Genomic DNA, 22,299 nt, shown 5'->3' with positions numbered 1-22,299 from the left:
GTATTTTAATCAATCCGGGGTGGCTCAAATGTCAGGAAAAAACAAACTCAATAATGAAAGAGGCGCGATTACCTTTGAATTTTTAGGTATCCTGCCGTTCTTCTTTATGTTCTTCCTGCTTCTCTGGCAGGTGGTGGCCTCCGGATATGCAGTTTTTACGGCAAAAACGGCGGTCAATAATGCGGCTAAAACGTTTGCGGCAACCAATGATATCAATGAAGCGGAACAAGTGGCAATCCAAACAATCGGGACCAGCTCGGTGATCAGCTACAAGAATATGCAGGTGGTTTTCCTCGATGGCCAGGGGAAGTTTGAACTGAAGCTGTCTGCGGATCATCAGCTGGTGTTTGTTCCATCTCCATGGAAAAGTGCTGCATCGCTGGACCTTAATCAAGAGGCGATTGGCAAGGTGATGGTGCCATGAAGTATCTTCGCAATGAGAGAGGGAACGCAGTCTTTTTCATGCTGTGGTTACTTGGGATCGTAGCCATTCTTTTTCTGATTGTCTTGAACCTTGCTAAAGTTTTTATTGTAAAAGAACATGCGAGCCTTTCGGTAGAGCAGGCAGCGATTGCCGGGACAGCGGCAATCATTGAAAAAACGAAGGAAGCTGTTAAGGATTTCGACAGTGGTCCGGGATCCGTTGCCCAACGCGTTCTCAACGAAGGTAAAAGCATCGAAGTCCTGATAACGGAAAAAGAGTCCGACTACTTGTCCGGTGGTGCATCAGAAGCAGATGCGTTTATCAAGGCTTCAAACGAGGTGCTTCCTGAACAGCTTGATAAGCACCCGTTATTAAAAATCGCGTTCCGGAACCGTCTGGGCAACGACAGCAGTGATCTCTACGCTGTAGCAACGGCGGACATTCAGGATATCATTGATGCCAATCAGGCAAACATGGAAGATACCGAAATCCTTTTTGACGAAGACGACTGGCGCCTTGAAGTGAAATCAACAGCAACATTTCAATCTATCTCCGATAACAAATACATTCAGAACTTTTTAGCGAAGATTCCACAACGTGGCTATGGTCCGTCTCTATCATATTTAGAATCTGTCTATTCGGGCGGACTGCCGATTTTTCCTTAGTAAAATCTCTTTCGGTAATCGAGAGGGATTATTCTATTTTTTTACGAGTGTCTTTGTTGACTGGATCGGGAACACGAGGGCGGGAAAGGCTGTGCGTAGTAAGGTTAGCAAGGGCTGGGGGAAGTTAGGTGAGATTTTTGGCAGTTAAGAAAGAATCATTCATAAGCATTATTGGATATAAAATAATTTTTGTAATGTTTTTTAGCTTGGCGGGAAGCTTTACACCCGAATGGTCTTTAAAAGTATTCATATTAAGTATGATGTTAATTCTTTTCGGGATTATTTTATCGGCTATTTGGTATAAAAGAACACCAGAACCAAGAAAAGTCGATTTATTAACATCTTTTGTAATGTTTTTCTTAACAGGCTTTTTCCTTATTGTTCCAATTTTAAGGCTGACAATTGATACAGCAGCATTCTGGATTTACTTATTATCATATTTACTGTTCGTAATTTACTTTTTATTTAGGACATTTCCGATTACTCCTAATCTAAGGGGGAAATTGAAATTTCTACCTGTACTCGTGCTCATTCTTTTCATTAGTGGGTTCTTCCTAAGGAACGATGGAGGGACAATAATCAGCAAGGTTTACAGTCAGTATGAAGCTGCTGTAATCTTTGGTACGCTAATGTCGATTGGTGGATATCTTTTTACCTTAACGTCATTTACCTTTATAAAAATCGCTGTAGATTCTAGATAAATTGGTGGCTGGGGATTGTTATGTTTATTTTCATTGCATTTCTTTTTATTTTGCCTTAATAATATTCCCATTACCCTGACGATTCTTTATACAATTAGCAATGTATTGAATGGTGAAATAACTGAACATAACATTGATGCGATTATCGCGAAGATGATTTGTAACTAGGATCCACCGACGTGGTTAACGGATAAAGAAATTTATATCAGCTGAAGCAATAGCAAGAAATAGGTTCAGCCGGGGAGGCTGGGCCCTTTCATCAGGTAATCGTATCTGTTAAAGAAATGAGGGGGAAATTTGGGAGAGAAAAAATTCGAGTGGGGATTTAATGCAATGCAAGTAGGTATCCTATTCTTTTTCAGTTTAATAGGCAGTGCAGCCCCGGTTTGGTCTTTTACCACTTTTAAACTTCAACTTGCCATTCTTGTTATAGGAATATTGATCGCGGTTTATTGGTATCGGACAATTGAGGATGGGCGAAAGTATAATTTATTTGTCGCGGCAGATATGATGGTTTTAATGGGGTTTTTCGCGATTGTTCCTCTTCTTAGGCTTACCTTTGGTACCATTGTGTTCGGGGTTTTCCTAATCGCCTATCTGCTATTTCTATTTCATTCGATTTTAAAAAGTATCGTGCTGCACCGATTACCTGCAGCACTAAAATACCTGCCGGCCATATCGTTGAGCGTCGCAGTGATCTTATTCTTGAGTGCATTCTTTATAAGGGATACTGAGGGTGCCATTATTGCAAACATAATCAGTTCCAGCGATGGTTCAGTTATTTTGGCTTTTTTGCTATACGTGATTGGGGTGCTCATGACCTGGCTAGGTATTTTTGTTTTAAGAGAGTTTTTTGAAAAGCCTCCTGAAAAAAAGCGGAATCCTATAAAGAAGGCCAGGAAGAAGAAAAAAGCAACTAAAAAGTAGGTTAACCAGATTCATAAAATTCTATCGCTTCAAAAACCAGGAAATATGGTGAGATAAAATGGTCAAAAACACAACAGTACTAACGATTTTACCGCTCGGTATTGGAGCAATATCATTTTCAATCCCTGACTTTTCAATGCTCTATATGTGGCTCGTGCTGGGTCTCTTTATCCCGCTGTTTTTATTTGCTGTTTATCTTGATTTAACAGGAAAATCAAAGAAGTCAGACAGGCTAAGAGGTTATGTTGGCTATTTTAGCTTTCTATTGGCTTCTATCTACTTTGCGCTGCCTGCCGTAAGGGTTTTTCAAGAAAAGCCAGTCCTGCAACTGGCGATCATTGGTCTCTGGCTGGCTGCGTCAGTTTTCACCTTCTGGAAAAATGAACTCACGTATTCTATTGTATTTGGAAAAAGTGATGAACATCGAAAATATTCTTTCATCTTGCACGGAACAATGTTCTTGGCTATAGTCGCTGGCGGCGGGGGACACTATAAGGCGGCGGAATATTTTTCTTTTATATTTGGTGAGAATGCAACTTTTGCTTATTTCTCCATTATCTTGTGGATTTTTTCCCTCTGGATGACAATCTTCGCCCAAAGTTCGGTTGGTGTGTTTACGAAATTTAGAAACTGAGAATCTCTTCTATTTAAAAGGAAGGGATTTTTTTATTTAGAATTTTCAGCTATTTTGCTATAATATTTCGTAAGACGAATAAATGGAGGTATCTGAAATGTCTTTACATACATATCCATATCCATCACAGCGGATGGCGGCAGTGGCCCGCAATGGGATGGTCGCTACGTCGCAGCCGCTTGCGGCACAGGCGGGGCTTGATATTTTAAAAAAGGGAGGCAATGCGATTGATGCTGCGATTGCCACTGCGGCGTGCCTCACGGTTGTGGAGCCGACTTCAAACGGCATTGGCGGCGACGCATTTGCCTTAGTTTGGGTGAAGGATCAGCTATATGGCTTGAATGCAAGTGGTCCTGCGCCACAATCGATTTCGATCGATAAAGTGAAAGAGCTTGGTCATGAAAAAATGCCTTCCCATGGCTGGATTCCTGTTACTGTTCCTGGAGCACCTTTAGCATGGGCCGAGCTATCGAAAAGGTTTGGGGTTCTGCCGCTTACGGAAGTGCTGCAGCCGGCAATTGACTATGCCCGCAATGGCTATCCATTGACTCCAATTCTCGCGAAATACTGGAAAGGTGCCTTCAAGGCATACAAGAATCGCTTCCAGGGAGCGGAATATGAAGAATGGTTCCGCGTATTTGCTCCGGAGGGACGTGCTCCTGAAGCGGGGGAGATGTGGAAGTCAGAAGACCATGCCAATACTCTTCAGGAAATTGCTGAGACGAACGGAGAAAGTTTTTACAGAGGAAAGCTCGCGGATCGAATGGCCGAAGCATCTGAAAAAGCGGGCGGCTTCCTAAGTAAGTCTGACCTGGAAAACTATCATCCAGAATGGGTGGACCCTATTTCTGTTTCATACCGCGGCCATGAAATTTGGGAGATTCCGCCGAACGGACAGGGAATCGTTGCGCTGATGGCACTGAATATATTAAAAGGCTATGAGTTTTCTCATCGTGAGGATGTGGAGGGAGTTCACCTTCAGCTGGAGGCGATGAAACAGGCATTTACCGATGGCAAGGAATACGTGACCGATCCAGCTTCGATGCAGGCAAAAGTAGAGGACCTGCTCTCAGAAAAGTACGGGGAGGAAGCCCGCGCAAAAATTGGGGCTGAAGCAAGAATGCCGGAACCCGGCACGCTGCCTAAGGGTGGAACCGTGTATTTAGCGACAGCCGATGGCGAAGGGAATATGGTTTCTTTTATTCAAAGTAACTATATGGGCTTCGGATCGGGAGTTGTTGTTCCGGGTACAGGCATTGGGCTCCAAAACCGCGGGCACGATTTCTCGCTTGACCCGAATCATGCGAATGCACTTGCTCCGGGCAAGAAAACCTATCATACGATCATTCCCGGCTTCATCACGAAAGGCAAGGAGGCTGTCGGACCATTCGGTGTAATGGGTGGGTACATGCAGCCGCAAGGCCATGTCCAGGTTGCCATGAATATGATCGACTTTGGCCTGAATCCGCAGGCCGCGCTGGACGCACCGCGCTGGCAATGGATTGAAGGAAAGAACATCGAGGTCGAACACAACTTCCCGAACCACATCGTCAAGCAGCTGGCAGCGCGCGGGCATCAGATGAAAGTGGCGTACGACGGCGGCAGCTTTGGCCGTGGCCAGGTCATTGTAAGAAATCCTGAAACAGGCGTGCTGACAGGCGGAACGGAAATGAGGACAGACGGCTCGATTGCGTGCTGGTAATAAAATAGTTTTTAAGGGACGCTCATAATCGGGCGTTCCTTTTTTACTATTCTGGGATGTCGATGGAGACTTGGCCACCGCATGACCTGAATTAAATAAATTTTTTTCGACAAACCCAGAATATTAGTTAACCTGTGAATGCCTAATGAAATTAACTTTTTTACACGACCGAAAAAATAACGACTTAGGATGCGATTAGCTTTTTTAAAATAGTATCTTGACCTGCATGGACATAATACGGATAATAAAATTAAATTTTCTAAAGATTTAGTTAAATTTAAATTGGAGGTATATGTTTGATTATATTAGTTGGTCTGCTGGTCATTACCGGCATAAGCCTGTTATTGGCTTTTAAGAAAAATAATATGATTTTCCTGGCCGTACCATTCCTTTGCATTTTTCTTTACTTCCTCATTCAGATCATCATGGTGCCCGCTTCATTCTTTGATACGTTAAAATTCATCTTCAGCCTCAGCTAGTGATCGAACTTCAACTTCTTTCTAAAAATCATCTAAGTGCTCAGCCAATCTGATAGTTTCAATACCTAACACCTTAATAATTGTATCGAATGTGTATTGGTCCTCAACGTGCCTTCGGTGTGAGAACTGCAGGGATTGGTATTTGCTAGATTTTCGATCTAGCGAGGCGATCGTTAGATGATTTTGCAGAATGGTTGGAGTTGGTTTAGTGGATTTGTATCTAGTGATCTGTTTTGCAGTCTGTGGGCTGCTAGTTTTGAATGTGCCAGAGGGTGAAATAGTTTTTTCCTGGCTTAATAAAAGATTTGAAGGATAGATATAAGGAGGGGTTCGTGTTCTATCAGCGCAAGAATATTTCCTGTTCATTAAAATACGATATGATCCCTTTATCGACGCGAATCGATAATCTTACCTTTATTGTATTCGACACGGAGACGACAGGGTTCCAGGTTGCGACGACTGACAGACTGATTGAAATTGGTGCCGTTCCTGTCAACGGACTGAAAGTGCAGGAAAAAGACCAGTATATAACTTATGTAAATCCGATGCGACAAATTTCTCGGGAAATAATTGAACTGACCTCGATTACGAATGAGCTGGCGAGCGAGTCGCCCGTTGGACTGGACGCAATCTCTCAGTTTTTCGATTATGTTGAATCACACGATACAGTTTGCCTCGTTGGCCATTATGTCAGCTTTGATACAGCTGTTTTAAAAAGTGAGCTGAAACGCGAAAAACTGGCACTGAAAAAGCTGTTCACCATCGACACATTGGACTTGATTGGCTTTATTGCTCCTTCGTACGATATGCGCGATCTCGAGCGATACGCAATGGCCTTTGGCACACGAATTCACGACCGCCACAGCGCCATCGGAGATACCATGACACAGCCTATCTGTTCACAGAGCTTCTCCTGCAAATCAAAGACAGGGGGCACTCCACCTGGGGTGAACTTATTAAAGCGACGGACAGTCAGATGAGGTCGATGCCGTTTTAAGGAACAGAAAAAAGGAGCGGCGAACGCTCCTTTTTTCGTTTAATCTATATGAATGACAGCACCATTTTTATAAGTAACAAGCAGTGTTTTGCCAGCCAGCTCTTGATATTTTCTAGCCGTACCATAGGCGACTTTTAACGGAATGGCATGTCCATTCTGTGTGAATTCAACAGTAAAATTATCTGCTGCCCCTGCAACAGTAGCTTCCATTACTTCAATATCCCCAGGAATAGTCAGCCTTTGGCCAATCAGGACCATATTTTCCTTTAAGTGATTCGCATCCTTTAATTCTTTTAAGCTCAAATCATATCGCATGGCGATATTCCATAGCGTGTCACCCGGCTGGACGGTATAAATTCCCTCACCAGCTTGATGATAATGGGTCGGTACAATCAGGGTCTGGCCTGTGAAGATTGTCTCTTTGTTAAGATGATTCTCCTCCATCAAAGCTTTTACCGTAACACCGTATTTTTTAGCGACAGAATAGAGTGTATCGCCTTTTTTTACGATATATGTACCCGCCTCACTGACAACAGGAACCTGTATTTTCTGGCCGCTATGTATCGTGTCCCGATACAAGGAATTTGTTACCTTCAGCAATTCAACAGAAGTATCGAATTTTTTTGACAGGCTGTACAACGTATCGCCCTTCTTTACAGTATAGCTTGTTCCCTCTGCCTCGGTTTTCTTTTGGCCCATGCCGAAGAGGAGCGCAGTTGCCAGTGATCCTGCCAATGCAGCCCCTATTGCCTTCTGGCGTCTTTTAAGTGAGACCTTTCGTTTTTGTTCTCTGATTCGTTGGTTTCTTGTTTGTCTGTATGTAACCAAGCTGCTCTTCCCCCAATGTGAAAATAAACTCCTCAACAGGAATTCGGCTGAGAAATTCTTTTTATGTCCTTAAAATGGGTTCGTAGGAAAGTTTTTCTTCGTGGAGTGGAAATCAACTTATTAAAATCAACAAAGTATACGAAAACATCTTTAAAAAAAGAATAAATAGCTGAATTTTCCAAAAAACTTCACAATACCTTGTCCCTATTGCTTTTTTCGTGCATATATCCTCAACCAAGCTAATAAAATGTTACAAACCTGACAAAGAGAGTGTTTGAGGTGAGGAATCGTTTGAACAATACGAGGATTTAGCCGGGGACATTGATTAATCATTGTAATATCCAGAAGGATTCCCTTCTGCCGCAACAGAAAGTTATTGCGGAAAACAGTATTTGCCGATGAAGCGAGTCTCATTTCACACTTCTCACATCCAATTTAGGGAGGGCGAGTGGTGTGCACGATTACATCAAAGAGAGAACAATCAAGATTGGAAAGTATATCGTGGAGACGAGAAAAACAGTTCGCGTCATAGCGAAGGAGTTTGGCGTATCCAAAAGTACAGTCCATAAAGACCTGACAGAAAGATTGCCTGAAATTAACCCTGACCTTGCCAATGAAGTAAAAGAAATCCTCGATTATCATAAATCAATTCGCCATTTAAGAGGCGGAGAAGCCACTAAAATGAAGTACCGGAAAGAGGAAAGGGAAGAAGAGCCTGTTAAGTGAACAAATCAGGAAACGTAAATTTTGCAGAAAGGAGGGAATGTAATTCAGCTGTGCATTAAATGAAGCCAACATAATAAATGCCCAGCTTAGATATGAAAAAGCCGGGCATCGCCACAAAAGGCGTGTATGATTCTGCTCTATACTTAGCGGAGGCTGCCGCCTTTTTATCATGTGTTGAAGTGGACAAGTACAATCGAGCAATTTACATTCTAAACTAATTTGGTCACATATGACCAAGTTAGAAGAATAAGACTACTCTCCAGCATCCCCATCTCCGTCATCAGAGTCATGGCCTCTGTCCCCGATGCTGTCGGGCGCAGAAGATGGGTCACTGATATCCGGTCCATCGCCTCGGTCTGCAGATCCGCGGGCATTCTTGATAATCATATAGGAACCAAAAATGACAAGCACGCCTGCCGCGATTAAAAAACTCATTTTATTTCCTCCGATCATTATTCGCTTTTTACCAATTTTACAGGAAACAAACAAAAATTTCTGGCTTCATGACAAAGTTCAACATATCGTGTCAAATTTTTCAGCAATCGGTTACTTATTTCCTATTATTGTGATAAAATAAACAATTAGGGTAGAATATGGTTCGCAGATTGCGGCAGCGTCTGGATAATCTCGAACATCGTCATCTTTTTCACAAGGATGAGACAGTAAGTCATAGAGAAAACGGGGCTAATCAGCCGCAGCCAGCCATTTGTCAAGGAGGATAAAAACGAAATGTTTGCTAGGGATATTGGGATTGACCTTGGTACTGCCAATGTATTGATCCATGTTAAAGGCCGAGGAATTGTATTGAATGAACCGTCTGTTGTGGCGATTGATAAGAACACAAATAAGGTTTTAGCTGTTGGGGAAGAAGCTCGCAAAATGGTTGGGCGTACACCTGGCAATATCGTAGCGATTCGTCCTTTGAAAGATGGAGTTATCGCTGATTTTGATGTGACAGAATCTATGCTAAAGCACTTCATCAATAAACTGAATGTTAAGGGCTTTTTGTCCAAGCCTCGCATCCTGATTTGCTGTCCAACCAATATTACAAGCGTTGAGCAAAAAGCGATCAAGGAAGCAGCTGAAAAAAGCGGTGGCAAGAAAGTATACCTTGAAGAAGAGCCAAAGGTTGCGGCGATTGGCGCAGGCATGGACATTTTCCAGCCAAGCGGAAACATGGTCGTTGACATCGGCGGCGGAACAACGGATGTTGCCGTACTTTCCATGGGTGATATCGTAACATCAGCATCGATTAAAATGGCTGGTGACAAGTTTGACGCAGAAATTTTAAATTACATTAAACGTGAATATAAGCTGTTGATCGGTGAACGTACAGCTGAAAATATTAAACTAACCATTGGAACCGTGTTCCCAGGCGGCCGAAATGAGGAAATGGAAATCCGCGGACGCGATATGGTTTCCGGGCTTCCAAGGACGATCACAGTCCGTTCTGAAGAAGTGGAGCAGGCACTAAGAGAATCTGTTGCAGTCATCGTGCAGGCTGCAAAAACGGTATTGGAGCGCACACCACCAGAACTTTCCGCTGACATCATCGACCGCGGTGTCATTTTAACTGGAGGCGGCGCATTGCTTCACGGCATCGACCAGCTGATGATGGAAGAGCTTAAGGTTCCTGTATTGGTTGCGGAAAACCCAATGGATTGCGTTGCAATTGGAACTGGCATCATGCTTGATAACATTGACCGCATTGCTGGGCGTCGCAGAATCGTATAAATAATTTGGTTAAAAATCTGGAGATCTCCCGGTGAAAATTGCGGGAAATTCCAGATTTTTTTGCATTTTACCCAATTTTTCTGGAATAAAACCCAAAATCCTACATTTTCCTGCAAATTTTTAATGTTTCTAGCCGATATATTTCTTATAATAAGAAGTAGTGAAAAAATTTCCTATTTCGACTTTATAAAATAGTATTAATATTTCATAATCCGATTACTGTCTCGCTCTAAATATTTTCGGACGCCCATGATAGCAAATGGCCAACAGTGGCGATTTTATCGACGTTCCATGGAGCTTTCGCATTTCTTATCCTATGAGGTGGAAACATGTTTAAAGGGTTTTATACAGTTGCATCCGGCATGCTTGCGCAGCAGCGCAGGACGGAGATGCTGACGAATAATATGTCCAATGCCAACACTCCGGGCTTCAAAGCGGATCAATCTGCCATGAGGGCATTTCCGGAAATGCTGCTCCAGCGATTTGACAAGGAGCGAATCCCGACAGAGAACGGTTTGAATTTACCGTTTAGTAAGGAAATTGGCACGATTAATACTGGAGTATACATGCAGGAAGCCATTCCAAAATTCATCCAGGGCGATTTGCGCGAAACAGGCAATAAGACGGACGTGGCTTTGCAAGATATAAATATGCCCGAAAACGGCTCCGTGTTCTTCAATGTTCGCCATACAGACGGCTCGGTCCGCTATACTCGTAATGGGAATTTCACGGTTGATGGCCTAGGTTACCTGACAACCGGCAGCGGTCATTATGTACTCGATTCTTCCGGCCAGCAAATCCAGCTTTCAAGCGACCGTTTTACAATCCATGAAACTGGCGTCATTACTGGTGAAAACGGAGAAAGTGCGATTCTTGGCATTGGATATGCCATTGACCCTCGTCGTATGATTAAAGAGGGAGACGGCATGTTCCGGACTGAAGATGGCGCAGCACTTCCAAACGCATTCGGCACAGCCGGCATCCAATTCAGGCTGCAGCAAGGCTTTCTAGAGCAATCAAACGTCGATATGAGCAAGACCATGACCGAGATGATGACAGCCTACCGTGCATTCGAGGCCAACCAGAAAATCCTTCAAGCCTACGACCGCAGCATGGAAAAGGCAGCAAATGAAATCGGCAAGCTTTAATCAACTTGTTTTGTATTTTGGATTTGTTTTAAGAAAATAAAAGGCGGCCCTATTATAGATCGCATTGAGGGATAAAATATGAACAGAACGATGATTACGGCTACAAATTCACTTTCCCAGCTGCAAAAGCAGATGGATATGATCAGCCATAACATGGCGAATATTGATACAGCAGGCTATAAGCGCCGTGATGCATCTTTTACCGATTTGCTGGTGCAGGAATTCCGCAATCAGCCTAATGATGCGCTGGAACGGAATCGCCAGACACCTTTCAACGTCCGTCAGGGTACAGGCGCAAGGCTAGGCCAGACTCAGTTGATTATGACCCAGGGAAGCTTGAAAACAACGGACCGTGCTTTGGACACTGCGTTTACTGCTGAAGGACAATTTTACCGGGTAATGGTCCAAAATGAAAATGGCGGCACCAGTTTGAATTTAACTCGGAATGGCGCGCTTTATTTATCACCTATTTCCGATAATGAGACGATGCTTGTCAACAGTGACGGCCATGCCATCCTCGACGAAAACAATCAGCCCATTACCATTACCGGCAATGTAAAAAGCTTCAAAATCAATGAAACAGGCAATTTTTCAGCAGAAATGTATGATGGTACGAGCCAGGAAGTGAATCTTGGTGTAGTATTAGTGAAGAAGCCGCAATTTTTAGAGCAAAAAGGCGGCAATTTGCTTGGACTTCCAGCTGACCTGAATGGCCTTGGAGTTACTGAAGCGGACATCCTTACAGAATTGACTGGACCATTAAGAAATCAGGTTTCCATCCAGCAGGGTGTTCTTGAGCAATCAAATGTCGATATGAGCAAAGAAATGACGGATTTAATCAATGTCCAGCGAGGCTACCAATTCCATGCCAAGACGATTACACTGGCTGACCAAATGCTTGGACTGGTGAACGGCATCCGTTAAGAGGGGAAGAACAAAATGGCTTTGAACAAAAATAATCATGAAGCAACAACGCGTGAACAAGTGAAAAAAGAAAAGAAAACACGCGAAAAAAAGAAAAGAATCCGGGTTCGCCTTATTCCGATCTGGCTTCGGATTATTATTGTCCTCATCCTTTTGGGTGCCAGCATTATGCTTGGCGCAATGTTCGGATATGCCATCATGGGCGGCGGGGAAGCAAAAGATATATTTGAAAAATCAACCTGGACTCATATTGTGGATCTGGTGAATAAAGAATAATTAGGATGGAAGGGAATTTCCCTTCCTTTTTTATTATGTTTTTTAGTACAATGGTAGATAAGCACCTAATATTAATAGGAGGTACTAAAAATGCTTGATATTACACAAATTAAAGAAATCATTCCACATAGGTATCCATTTTTGCTGGTTGATAAAATTTTAGAGATAGAAGAGGGAAAAAGGGCTGTTGGTATAAAAAACGTGACTGCCAACGAAGAATTCTTCAATGGGCATTTTCCTGATTACCCAGTAATGCCTGGTGTATTGATTGTCGAAGCGCTTGCTCAGGTAGGAGCAGTAGCTGTTCTGAAGCTTGAAGAAAATCGCGGGAAAATCGGCTTCTTTGCCGGAATCGACAACTGCCGCTTCAAAAGACAAGTAAAACCAGGCGACCAGCTTCGTCTTGAAGTTGAAATGGTCAAGCTGCGCGGACCAATCGGAAAAGGCAAAGCAATCGCCACTGTGGATGGAGAACTTGCTTGCGAAGCAGAAATTACCTTTGCGATTAAATAAACAAATACAAATAGCACGAATTTAACCGAACTAAGAAGGAGACTTTTTGGTTCGGTTTTTTGTATGGATAAAATATGAAATCAGCGCAACAGCCCGCTGTCATAAAAATGCAAAATTATTTTAAAATCATGCAAGTTTTTTTAGCGAGTGGGCAATATAACAGCAGACCCGTGCAACAGGTCTTAAAAAACCTACTACATGAAAGGGGCTTTTACTCATGAAGAAAAAGCTATTAATGTTAATCGGTGGCTCATTGCTATCAGCAATGTTCCTTGCTGGCTGCGCGAATAATGACCAGGAACCGCCTCCAAATGATGATGTGGATGTCGAGAACCCAGCAGACAACAACGATATGAATGATAACAACGGAAATGTCGATGACAATGGTGTGATCGATGATAATAACGACAATGCTCCCGACACTCCGGATGTCAACACAGATGACGATGGCGACATGATGAAGGACAACAATGAGCCAGGTGAAGATGCTGTTGAAGACCAAAGAGACATGAACGACAAAGATAACAAAGACGAATAATTGGCTAGAGGGCGGGGGATTCCTGCCCGTTTTTATTTGTTGAGGCCCTTTCTTCATTTCAACGTTTTAGGTTTGCCATTGATTTTTAGGCTTTTACATTTAATTTCTACGAAAATTTGAATAATCTCTACGAAAAATGAATTTATCTCTACAGTTATCCTATTAATTTCTACAGTTTTAACGATAATTTCTTCGAAAATCCTGATAATTTCTACGTTTTCCATTTCGCTGGAAAATCCTGATCGGTCAAACAACAAAACACGTTTAACAAAAAAACTCCAGCTAAATTCATTCAGCTGGAGTCGGATTATACTTTTTTAGGCAGAGCAATCTTTGGCCTTGTAACAATATTTTGTTTGAATTCAGCTAATAATTGGTCACCAGTGAAGCCATTATCGATCAAGTGCTCCAATAGTTTTTCTGGGTAATCGCTCTTTGGTTTTGTCAATTTTCCGGTCAGAAGGATGCTTGCATGTTTCTTAAGCTTTTTGACGCAGCATACTTTTGTCGAGAATGAAGCAGGATCATTTTCCCGCTTAGTGATGACGACTTGAACGATGATTTCTTTATCATTCGCGCAGGCATCTTCAAAATAAGGGATATATTTGTGGTCGGTAAAAACCTCCACGAGCCATGTTCCCTTATCATCCTCTTTGTTGATAATAAGGCCGTCCTCCATATCGATATCCAATAAAGCATCATCATCAGCAAGCTGCATTGAGATCAACTTAAAGGTCTTTATGTCAACCACCTCCCGTAATACTTGTCCAAATTATAACACAATGGTAATAGAAAACGAAAAAAAGCATGATTGTCGAAAAAAAATTCCCGAAAAGGCGGAAAGTGAGTTTTCGGCATAAGCGGGTTGTTGAAAACTGAAAAATCAGCGGTAAAAATGCTGTGGGTGATTATTTTTAAGACGAAAACATGCATTTTCGTCATTTTACTCCGAAAACGGATAGGAATATGATTTGGATATAACCGAGAAAGGAGTTGATAAGGTGATAAATCAAGTTACGCTAGTAGGCAGAATGACAAGAGATCCGGAGCTGAAATGGACTCCGGATGGAAAAGCAGTCACAAACATCACACTTGCGGTAAACAGGCATTACAAAAATCCCAACGGGGAAATTGACGCTGATTTTGTCAACTGTACACTTTGGGGCAAAACAGCTGAAAATACCTCTAACTATTGCAGGAAGGGCTCGGTCATCGGAGTGACGGGGCGGATTCAGACCCGCAATTATGAGAACCAGGAAGGCAAAAGAGTTTATGTTACAGAGGTAGTTGCCGAAGGAGTAAGGTTTTTGAGTTCAAAGCCAATTAAGGAAAACACCCAACATAAAGTTGAAAGTTTTGCGCCGCCAGTGGAGAGGGAAAGAGAGGAGCTTCCATTTTGACAAGTGAAAATGAATCCCTTGAAAAGCTGCTGGTCAGCCTGATCAAAATGGTAGGCAAAACAAATGAGAGAGTCGATGAACTAACTAAGAAGGTCAGGCAGCTCGAATTAGCCGCTAAAGAACAACAATTCAACCGCGTTTACTCATTCATCGCCGAACCACCAAAACCAAACTCCATGTATAGCAAAAGAGAGTACTCCAATCGATGAACTGCAATAGATATCCCCGGAATAACTTCTTTAAAAATCTTTAATAGAGAGAATCAATAAAAGATCTCCAATATACCCTCAACTTTCATACCGGCTTTGGTAAGCCGGTTTTTTCTGTTCTGAAGAAAATGAAAAAACCAGCACCTGGGGGGCGCTGGTTCTCTTTATGATAAAAACACCAAATCATGCAGCTCTTCCGTGGACAGCTCGGTGATCCAGCTGTCGCTCTGGATGATCTGGTCGTTCAAAGACTGCTTCTTCTCAAGCATGGCATCGATTTTTTCCTCAAGTGTTCCAGTGCTGATCAGCTTATGAACATGCACGAACCGGCTCTGGCCAATCCGATAGGCGCGGTCCGTTGCCTGGTTTTCAACCGCAGGATTCCACCAGCGGTCATAATGGACAACGTGGTTGGCAGCAGTCAAGTTCAGGCCTGTTCCGCCAGCCTTTAGTGAAAGCAGGAATACCGGGAACTCACGGTCTTGGAACTTGGCAATCAACTCATCACGCTTCGCTTTAGGCAGGCTGCCGTTCAGGAATGGAACATCGATGCCGAATTCCTTTTTCAAAGCGGCTTGAATCATCTCGCCCATACCGATGTACTGGGTGAAGATGATGCAGCTTTCCTCCTGATCAAGCACAGCGCGGACAAGCTCGATCATCTTTTCCATTTTCGCTGAGCGGTCGATCAAATGCTTTGGGTCTGCTTCTTTTAAATAAAGTGCAGGGTGGTTGCAAAGCTGCTTAAGCCTGCTCAGCAGCTGTAAAATCAAGCCCTTGCGCTCGAAGGCAGATAACTGCTCGATCTGCGCGAATGTATCCTTAACAAGCTGCTCGTAAAGTGAAGCCTGCTCAGCGGAAAGCGGGCAATACTCCTTCTGTTCCACCTTATCCGGCAGGTTCAGCGCAACATCTTCATCCTTCTTCGTCCGTCTTAACAGGAACGGTTTGATCAGCGACTGAAGCTGGACGATTTTTTCCTTCTTATCTTCCTTTTCAATTGGCAAGATGAATTGCTTCTGGAACTGGCCGGCACTGCCGAGGTAGCCGCGGTTAGTGAAGTCGAAGATCGACCACAATTCTGACAGGCGATTTTCCATCGGCGTACCGGTTAGGGCGATCTGGTGCTTGCCCTTCAGTTTGCGAACGGCACGCGACTGCTTCGTATCCGCATTTTTAATATTCTGTGCTTCGTCAATCGCCACACTGCTCCATTCCACAACTTCAAGATCCTCGAAATCCAGGTGCGTCAGGCCGTAAGATGTCAGAACGATATCCGATGCCATCGCTTCCTCGGTAAAATTTGTGCCCTTTAAGCGGGACGGACCGTAGTGAAGGTGGACCTTCAAATCAGGTGCAAAACGTTCGACTTCTTTTTGCCAATTGCCAAGAACGGAAGTAGGGCAAATGATTAGCGCAGGATGACCATCGTTTTCCTGTTCTTTTACAGAGAGTAAATAAGAAATAAGCTGAATTGTTTTCCCGAGACCCATGTCGTCTGCGAGCAGAGCACCGAATCCATACTTTCGCAAGAACAGCAGCCAGTTCATCCCAAGTTTCTGATAGGGGCGGAGCTCACCCTGCAGGCTGACTGGCACCGGCGAATCTGGTATTTCCTTCGTCTCCGACAACTGCTTCATCATTTGCTTCCAATGGCGGTTAAGCTCAATCTGGATTTTTGCGAATGCGCGAGGATCATCAAGTCCGTCTCCATCCTCACCGTCATCCTCTGCCAGCTCCTGCTGCAGCAGGTCGCGAATATGCAAACCTTCCTGATCCGCTTTTTTCATCAAGTCTTGAATTTGGCGGATGAAGCCATGATCGAGCTTGATCCAGCGGCCCTTTAAGTACACAAGCCTGCGTTTTTCATTCACAAGGCGCTGGAATTCATCCTCACTTAAGTCAACACCATTCATCGAGAAGCGCCAATCATAATCGAGCATTGCATTCAAGCCGACAAACGAACGGCGGTAGCCAGTCTGGCCCTTCAGGCGAGCTTTCACCTTCAAGTTTGTGTTCTTCACCGCTTCCCACCACGACGGGAGGAGGATTTCAATGCCAAGTGCAATCAGCGTCTCGCTCGCTTCGGTCAGGAACATCCACGCTTCATCCTCTGTAAGGCTGGACTTAAGGCGTGCCTCAGGCTCATCATCATCAGCGATCCACGGGAAAATGTTCGCCAGGCGCTTTTCTTCATTCTCGACAAACTCGCTAAAATCATCCCAGCCAGCAGGATAGCTTTCATAATCACCTGCATCAATCAGCATCGCTTCATTTTTCCCGCGCAAAAATAAACCTAGTTTCCAGTCACCAAGATCATCGAGCGGTTCCTCAAGGCGCATCCCGATAGTAAAAGGTGCCGGACTTTCCTTCAGGCCAATCCATTCAAGCCAGCGGTCTTCATCAAAATATGCAGCCAGCTGCTGCGCAGAAAGCTGCTTATTCCGAAGGACGTCAAGCTTGTCGCCAAGCAGATATTTCATCGTCTCATTTTCATGGAAATAAGATTCAAGAGCATTGTGGAATAGGTCCTCAGCAAATGCGCGAACGGAAATGGACTCTTCTTTTACCTTAATCGTTTCATCCCAGAAGGGCTCATGGAACTCATCGAGCACACTCGCAGGCAGCGCCCAGCGAAAATCCTCGGCATCAAGCTGTGAGAAATCCGGGTGCCATTCCTTCGCGAGGATTGCATCGTAGACAGCATGGGCAGTGGAAAGGCAGATGTCGCCAATTTCATCCCATTCCCATTCAACAAGCCTGTTGAAGCTCTCCTCACCGAACAGGGTGACTAGCTGCCATGCGCTCAGCGTCACACCCTCCGTAACGCCCCACTTATCACTCTCCACCATCGTCCCGTAATAGCTTTCCTTATGGCGGAAAAACAAAAGCTTCTTCCACACCGATGTCTGAAGGTCAAAACCATCAAAATCCTCAGCACTCAAAAAATAACGCCCGCCAGTAACAGGCATCACACCAATCCGAATCTGCTTAATCTCAAGCATCCAAACACCTCCCCAAGGGTTAGCCCCCATCGCTTTAACACACCACCGCGCCGCGGGTCAGACCCCCGGCACTTCACCGCATCACCGTACTGGGGGTCTGACCCCCAGTGCTTTAAAGCGTTAATATCAACACGATCTATTCTACTTCTGCAACTTCTATGAGTTTGCTCCGGGTGCATTCTTCGTGGAATGCGCGGAGTCTTTTTGTTCTAACGAGTAATTTATCGAAGAAAACTTCCCATTCGGGCATGCGTTTTAATTTCTTATAAACTGTCCGCAGTTTTTTCAGCAGGCGGGCTGCCTGTTTATAGCTGCTGCGGTTTTTCATTTCGACGAGGTCGCCGATCATCTGGTGATAGAGCGGGATCAAAACATCCGGCGCTTCTTTCACCAGCACCTTGATTCGCTCATTCGAAATCGAATTGTACTCAAACCCGAAGTAGGAGTACAGCTCGCTCCACTGCTCATACTGGCGTTTTTCAAACAAAGCATCCTCATATTCGTAAAAGCTGTATGGCATTGCTTGCGCGAGCGCACGGTCATACAGCTCGCCGCGCCCGATTTCCCTCGTATAAGCCCCAACAAGCTTCAAAGCATAGCGGGTGAATTTTTTGCACGTGTAATACTCTCCAAGATGCTTCAAATAATTCCGCAGCTGCTGGACGAGATACTCGATGAATGGCGCCATCCGGCTCCACTCGCGCGACCTGCGGAATCCATCAAGCCAGTAAAACAAAAATGGAAGAGACCCAACAGATAAACCCGAAAATCTTTTCAAAGCATCCTGATCCTGTTTAGCCAGAATCAGCTGATGGATAAGAGCGATTTCTTCACTGATATCCCGTTTTCCATCACCAAATGCCTCAAGACGCGCACGCTCATCATCACGCCAGGCGGTATTTTTAAATAATTTTTCCCATAAAAGCCTGTATAAATCAATCCGTTCATAGCCTGAGGCAGAATCAGGAATCGTCAATCCAGTTGATTCATCCTTAATTTTTTCCAGAAAAGCATCAAACGAAAACGGCATTGTATTGAATGCTACCCGGTTGATATAGTCCTCGGCATCGTTGAACAAATCCTCGAAAAGCGGGCGATAATACCGGTCGATCGTCACATCGTCATCGTGGCCAAGCTCACAGGCCAGTTCAGAAAGCAAATTAAACGAATAAACAGCAGCAGCGATCATATATAGATTTTTCCAAACAGCTTCAAGCGGGGCGGAAACCTCAACCCGACGAACATAAGTCCGGAACAATCCCGGTACGACATAAGGTTTCGGATCACCCTGACCCTTCATGATTTCCTCAAAACTTTCTGTAAAAGAAGCAATCCACTGCTCGTAATCATGGCTGTTACGAGTATCCTTTTTCACAAGATCCTTTGCCTTCTGCAGCCCCCATTTTTCCGCGTTCAGTGACTCTTTGGCAGGCTTACGCCAGGCTTCGACCCAGTCGCCAACGCTCGCTACATCACTGTAAGCCTGGAAGAAAGCGGCGAGCCGGTGGCGGCAAAACGAATTGGCAGGGCAGGTGCAGCTGCTTTCCTGCGGGTCTGCAACATTTATGTAGACGCGGACAGGTGTCACATCCTGGACCGTTGCCCAGATGGACTTCACCATATATTTCAGATGGTGGACCGTCCCTTGGCGATAAAGCATTAGCCCTTTTTGGACAAGGCGTGAATCCTCCTCGACCTCAGGCTTCAGTAGCATATTCAATTTTGAGGCGGCTTCTTTTAAAATTGGTGCCTGATTCTCAGGTATGACAGCCACAACCATTCCTCCGTTCTCACAACATCAATCGGCCATAGAAGCCGCTGATTTTTTGTAAAATCCAGCTGTTATAAGCAGCGGACCCTTCAACACGTGTTTGTACAATCATTCAAAAAATCCGAAAAAAACATATTCTTCTATTATACCCAAAAATGAGTTGTTAGAGGAGTGGGGATGTTTGATTTTGAAAAATGGGGAAGGGAATTGTGGGGAATTTGTTGAATACAGAAAATGGTGCATCCCATTTTGTGACATATTTAAAAAAATTTCCACAAAATATCCTGTTTTCATTTCAGTTTTTGATTTTTATCATATAAAATGTACTATACAAGAAAGAATCTGGGGGACATAAAATGAATAACCGAATGCCCGTGCTTCGCGGCCTTTTTTATCCTGATCTATATACATATAAGCTACGAGATTCTGAGTATGTACCCGGAGTTTGGAAGAATACGACGATGCTCGTCCTGCTAAGCGGCCTGATTTTTGGCATCAGTGCCTATTTTGGCATCGGGTCTGAATATCTATCAAAAAATTTGACCGCCATTTCGCGGGAAAACTATGAATTGCATAAATTGCTGTTCATGTTTGGCCAGATCATCTGGGGTCTTTTTTACGGCGCAGCGATAATCTTCATACCGGCATTGTTCTTTTGGACACTGTCCGACATCGGCCTGAAAAAATTTGTGACGGTCCAGCAATTTGTATTGCCGATCTTGCTGCTGGAAAAAGTTATCATTATTCCGCTTGCAACCACGCTCGGTCTAATTAAAACATCCTCACCGTTCTCGCTTGGCGTCATCGCCCAATATATAACTGGAAATGACTTTATCATCTATTTCCTTGCGGCTATTTCTCTATTTAAAGTGTGGGCTATTTTCATAGAATTTAAGTATGTAAAAATGCTGACCGGCAAAAAACCGGGAATGGTCTTATTGATGGTCATCGGCATCAATCTCGTGTTCTGGCTGTTCTCAGCGCTCTTTTCGTTCGTCCAATTTGAGAAAATTCTTTAAGGGAGGTGCACCATATGAAAAAACAGACAGCAATTCTATTATCTGCAGGCATTCTATTTGTCTCGGGAAATCTGTACTTAGCATTAAAAGACGACAGCAAAGCGGTGCGCTCTTCTTATATTAATAAATGGACAGCGACTGGAAAAGAAGATTTGACGAAAACCCTGAATGCCGATGGCGTCGTCACACCAGTTGAGGAGCATCAAGTCTACTATAATGACACCCCAGGCGGTTTTAAAAACTTCCTTGTAAAAGAAGGCGACCAGGTCGACACAGGCAGCCCATTGTATGAATATGCCTCCGATGGGAACGATGCGGACCGGCAAAAGCTGGAGGCCGAAAAGAACCAGCTTGTCAGGGAATCGGCTTTGATCGATGAACAAATCCAGCAGCTGGAGTATTTACTGTCTGTTTCAGAATCTGCTACGGATAACAGCTTGCCTGTAAGCGGGGACGGGACAACGGGGACCGGAACGTCTTCGCAGGATCTTGTGAATGCTTCGATTGAAAAAGAAATATATGACAAGAAGAGCGAGAAAACCAGGATCACTTCGGAAATCCAGCAATATGATAACACTCTTAACTCGCAGAATGGCAGCGACCAGCTCGGCATTAACAGTGAAGTTGCGGGGACTGTGAAAAACATTAACTATGATTTGAAGAACCCAATCCTAACGATTATTTCGGACAGCCCAAAGGTCGAAGGAGCTTTTACCGAAAAAGACCTGAAGGAAGTCCAAGCGGGCATGGAGGTTAATGTTAAATCTGATTTGGTCAAGGGAAACGTAAAAGGCACTTTGACCAAAATCGCGAACTATCCAGAACAGGATCCTTCGGTTAAAAAGGAAAGCCGCTTCCCGTATGAAGTCGAGCTTACCGGAGATCAAGTGAATCTTGTAAAGGGTACGCACGTGGCTGTTTCCGTCATCACCGATCAAGTGCGCAACGCCGCGATCGTTCCTGCGGAATCAGTGAAGAAGACGAAGAACGCAAGCTATATCTATGTGTTGAATAAAGCTGGAAAAGTGGAGAAACGCAAAATTGACAAAGGCATGAACCTAGGCGGAAAAGTCGAAGTGCAAAAAGGCGCAAAACCAGGCGAACTCGTCGTCAATAACCCGGAAAAAGTCCAAAAAGCTGGCGACCCATTCTTCAGCAAACTAAAACCAAACACCATAGCCAATAAAACATTCAAACAAGAAACCAAAAAAGACATCTTCAAATCCATCATGGTAGGATTCTTCAAACACTAATTTTTATAGTGAAGAAATAAAAAGGAGAGGCAAATGCCTCTCCTTTTCCACGTTAATGCGGTGGGGGTCAGACCCCCGGCGCGGTGATGCGTTAAAGTGTATGCTTTATATGAACCGAACAAATAGACTTAAAAAATGAAAAGAAATTGATAGTGGACTATAGGTTGAGGATTGTCTTAGGGGATACATGTGGTGTGAATTCCTACTGCTGCCTATCGTTTAGTATCTCTAAAACATCCTGGTGTTGCTTCTGGATAGTAGAAACATGCTTTAACTCACTAGATAGCTCTAATTTTGTTTCATCCAGCTTCCTCATTAGGCTGCCATAATAAAAAGCTACTTCTTTACGCATTTCACCTTGCTCTCTAAGTAAGCTCTTTTGTCCCTCCTCAACGCCTGATAAACGGTTGTCCATAGAGTCTAGGC

25 protein-coding genes and 1 pseudogene are annotated in these 22,299 nt (G+C 44.0%); 20 read left to right on the top strand and 6 right to left on the bottom strand.

Annotation, left to right across the window (positions count from 1 at the left end; translation table 11 throughout):
- Nucleotides 1–28 precede the first annotated feature (28 nt).
- From V7654_RS02630 to V7654_RS02595, 8 genes and pseudogenes are all read left to right on the top strand, one after another.
- Nucleotides 29–424, top strand: coding sequence for a pilus assembly protein (locus V7654_RS02630; protein ID WP_335428256.1), 396 nt, complete (start codon nt 29–31; stop codon nt 422–424).
- Nucleotides 421–1,089, top strand: coding sequence for a hypothetical protein (locus tag V7654_RS02625; protein ID WP_335428255.1), 669 nt, complete (start codon nt 421–423; stop codon nt 1,087–1,089). Before V7654_RS02630 ends, V7654_RS02625 begins: the two co-directional genes overlap by 4 nt.
- Before the next feature lie 128 nt (nt 1,090–1,217).
- Nucleotides 1,218–1,790 carry a hypothetical protein gene (locus V7654_RS02620; protein ID WP_335428254.1) on the top strand — a complete coding sequence of 191 codons (573 nt, stop codon included), beginning with the start codon at nt 1,218–1,220 and terminating at the stop codon, nt 1,788–1,790.
- A gap of 297 nt (nt 1,791–2,087) precedes the next feature.
- On the top strand, nt 2,088–2,717 hold the full coding sequence (locus tag V7654_RS02615; RefSeq protein ID WP_335428252.1) for a hypothetical protein: 630 nt from the start codon (nt 2,088–2,090) through the stop codon (nt 2,715–2,717).
- A 58-nt stretch (nt 2,718–2,775) separates the two neighbouring features.
- Nucleotides 2,776–3,351 (top strand): hypothetical protein, encoded by a 576-nt coding sequence (locus V7654_RS02610; RefSeq protein WP_335428251.1) that lies wholly within the window; start codon nt 2,776–2,778, stop codon nt 3,349–3,351.
- Nucleotides 3,352–3,448: 97 nt separating this feature from the next.
- A complete protein-coding gene (gene ggt / locus V7654_RS02605; protein ID WP_335428250.1) occupies nt 3,449–5,053 on the top strand; it encodes a gamma-glutamyltransferase in 1,605 nt (534 codons plus the stop codon).
- A 296-nt stretch (nt 5,054–5,349) separates the two neighbouring features.
- Nucleotides 5,350–5,532, top strand: a complete 183-nt coding sequence (locus V7654_RS02600; RefSeq protein ID WP_335428249.1) for a hypothetical protein — start codon at nt 5,350–5,352, stop codon at nt 5,530–5,532.
- A gap of 332 nt (nt 5,533–5,864) precedes the next feature.
- Nucleotides 5,865–6,529: pseudogene (locus tag V7654_RS02595) on the top strand (3'-5' exonuclease).
- A 39-nt stretch (nt 6,530–6,568) separates the two neighbouring features.
- Here V7654_RS02595 and V7654_RS02590 read toward each other — a convergent pair.
- Nucleotides 6,569–7,357: a LysM peptidoglycan-binding domain-containing protein gene (locus V7654_RS02590; protein WP_335428247.1), complete on the bottom strand. Its 789-nt coding sequence runs from the start codon at nt 7,355–7,357 to the stop codon at nt 6,569–6,571.
- Between the two features lie 453 nt (nt 7,358–7,810).
- Between V7654_RS02590 and spoIIID the strand changes: the two genes are divergently transcribed.
- Nucleotides 7,811–8,083: a sporulation transcriptional regulator SpoIIID gene (spoIIID, locus tag V7654_RS02585; RefSeq protein ID WP_031307660.1), complete on the top strand. Its 273-nt coding sequence runs from the start codon at nt 7,811–7,813 to the stop codon at nt 8,081–8,083.
- 77 nt (nt 8,084–8,160) lie between these two features.
- The gene (locus V7654_RS02580) at nt 8,161–8,301 is read left to right on the top strand and encodes a hypothetical protein (protein ID WP_335428246.1); all 141 of its coding nucleotides are present in this window, start codon (nt 8,161–8,163) and stop codon (nt 8,299–8,301) included.
- Nucleotides 8,302–8,335: 34 nt separating this feature from the next.
- Here the strand turns inward: V7654_RS02580 and V7654_RS02575 are convergent, their stop codons facing one another.
- Complete coding sequence (locus V7654_RS02575; RefSeq protein WP_335428245.1) at nt 8,336–8,518, bottom strand: hypothetical protein; 183 nt, start codon at nt 8,516–8,518, stop codon at nt 8,336–8,338.
- A 294-nt stretch (nt 8,519–8,812) separates the two neighbouring features.
- Here V7654_RS02575 and V7654_RS02570 point away from each other — a divergent pair, with 294 nt between their 5' ends.
- The 6 genes from V7654_RS02570 (at nt 8,813) to V7654_RS02545 (ending at nt 13,216) form a co-directional block, all read left to right on the top strand.
- On the top strand, nt 8,813–9,817 hold the full coding sequence (locus V7654_RS02570) for a rod shape-determining protein (RefSeq protein WP_335428244.1): 1,005 nt from the start codon (nt 8,813–8,815) through the stop codon (nt 9,815–9,817).
- Between the two features lie 329 nt (nt 9,818–10,146).
- Nucleotides 10,147–10,965 (top strand): flagellar hook-basal body protein, encoded by an 819-nt coding sequence (locus V7654_RS02565; RefSeq protein WP_335428243.1) that lies wholly within the window; start codon nt 10,147–10,149, stop codon nt 10,963–10,965.
- Between the two features lie 78 nt (nt 10,966–11,043).
- Entirely contained in the window at nt 11,044–11,889 is an 846-nt protein-coding gene (locus tag V7654_RS02560) for a flagellar hook-basal body protein (RefSeq protein ID WP_335428241.1), read from the top strand.
- A 15-nt stretch (nt 11,890–11,904) separates the two neighbouring features.
- Nucleotides 11,905–12,165 carry a DNA-directed RNA polymerase subunit beta gene (locus tag V7654_RS02555; protein ID WP_335428239.1) on the top strand — a complete coding sequence of 87 codons (261 nt, stop codon included), beginning with the start codon at nt 11,905–11,907 and terminating at the stop codon, nt 12,163–12,165.
- Between the two features lie 90 nt (nt 12,166–12,255).
- Nucleotides 12,256–12,678, top strand: coding sequence for a 3-hydroxyacyl-ACP dehydratase FabZ (gene fabZ, locus V7654_RS02550; protein ID WP_335377362.1), 423 nt, complete (start codon nt 12,256–12,258; stop codon nt 12,676–12,678).
- Between the two features lie 217 nt (nt 12,679–12,895).
- Nucleotides 12,896–13,216, top strand: coding sequence for a hypothetical protein (locus tag V7654_RS02545; protein WP_335428238.1), 321 nt, complete (start codon nt 12,896–12,898; stop codon nt 13,214–13,216).
- A 307-nt stretch (nt 13,217–13,523) separates the two neighbouring features.
- On the opposite strand, the gene V7654_RS02540 is transcribed toward V7654_RS02545, so the two are convergent.
- Nucleotides 13,524–13,967, bottom strand: coding sequence for a YwpF family protein (locus V7654_RS02540; protein WP_335428237.1), 444 nt, complete (start codon nt 13,965–13,967; stop codon nt 13,524–13,526).
- A 250-nt stretch (nt 13,968–14,217) separates the two neighbouring features.
- Here V7654_RS02540 and ssb point away from each other — a divergent pair, with 250 nt between their 5' ends.
- Together ssb and V7654_RS02530 are read left to right on the top strand one after the other, a co-directional pair.
- The gene (gene ssb, locus V7654_RS02535) at nt 14,218–14,616 is read left to right on the top strand and encodes a single-stranded DNA-binding protein (protein ID WP_335428234.1); all 399 of its coding nucleotides are present in this window, start codon (nt 14,218–14,220) and stop codon (nt 14,614–14,616) included.
- Complete coding sequence (locus tag V7654_RS02530; protein WP_335428232.1) at nt 14,613–14,825, top strand: hypothetical protein; 213 nt, start codon at nt 14,613–14,615, stop codon at nt 14,823–14,825. Before ssb ends, V7654_RS02530 begins: the two co-directional genes overlap by 4 nt.
- A gap of 164 nt (nt 14,826–14,989) precedes the next feature.
- Here the strand turns inward: V7654_RS02530 and V7654_RS02525 are convergent, their stop codons facing one another.
- Both V7654_RS02525 and V7654_RS02520 read right to left on the bottom strand, forming a co-directional pair.
- Nucleotides 14,990–17,830: a DEAD/DEAH box helicase gene (locus V7654_RS02525; RefSeq protein WP_335428230.1), complete on the bottom strand. Its 2,841-nt coding sequence runs from the start codon at nt 17,828–17,830 to the stop codon at nt 14,990–14,992.
- 136 nt (nt 17,831–17,966) lie between these two features.
- Nucleotides 17,967–19,604: an SWIM zinc finger family protein gene (locus V7654_RS02520; protein ID WP_335428229.1), complete on the bottom strand. Its 1,638-nt coding sequence runs from the start codon at nt 19,602–19,604 to the stop codon at nt 17,967–17,969.
- A gap of 353 nt (nt 19,605–19,957) precedes the next feature.
- On the opposite strand from V7654_RS02520, the gene V7654_RS02515 reads away from it, so the two are divergent.
- Nucleotides 19,958–20,620, top strand: coding sequence for a hypothetical protein (locus V7654_RS02515; protein ID WP_335428227.1), 663 nt, complete (start codon nt 19,958–19,960; stop codon nt 20,618–20,620).
- A gap of 14 nt (nt 20,621–20,634) precedes the next feature.
- Nucleotides 20,635–21,873, top strand: a complete 1,239-nt coding sequence (locus tag V7654_RS02510; protein ID WP_335428225.1) for an efflux RND transporter periplasmic adaptor subunit — start codon at nt 20,635–20,637, stop codon at nt 21,871–21,873.
- 202 nt (nt 21,874–22,075) lie between these two features.
- Here V7654_RS02510 and V7654_RS02505 read toward each other — a convergent pair.
- Nucleotides 22,076–22,299 (bottom strand): hypothetical protein (locus V7654_RS02505; protein ID WP_335428221.1); only part of this gene is annotated, 224 nt, incomplete at its 5' end.

It is taken from the genome of Bacillus sp. JJ1609 (assembly GCF_036967045.1).
Classification (GTDB): Bacteria; Bacillota; Bacilli; order Bacillales; family Cytobacillaceae; genus Mesobacillus.
This window is presented reverse-complemented; position numbering and strand designations above follow the sequence as displayed.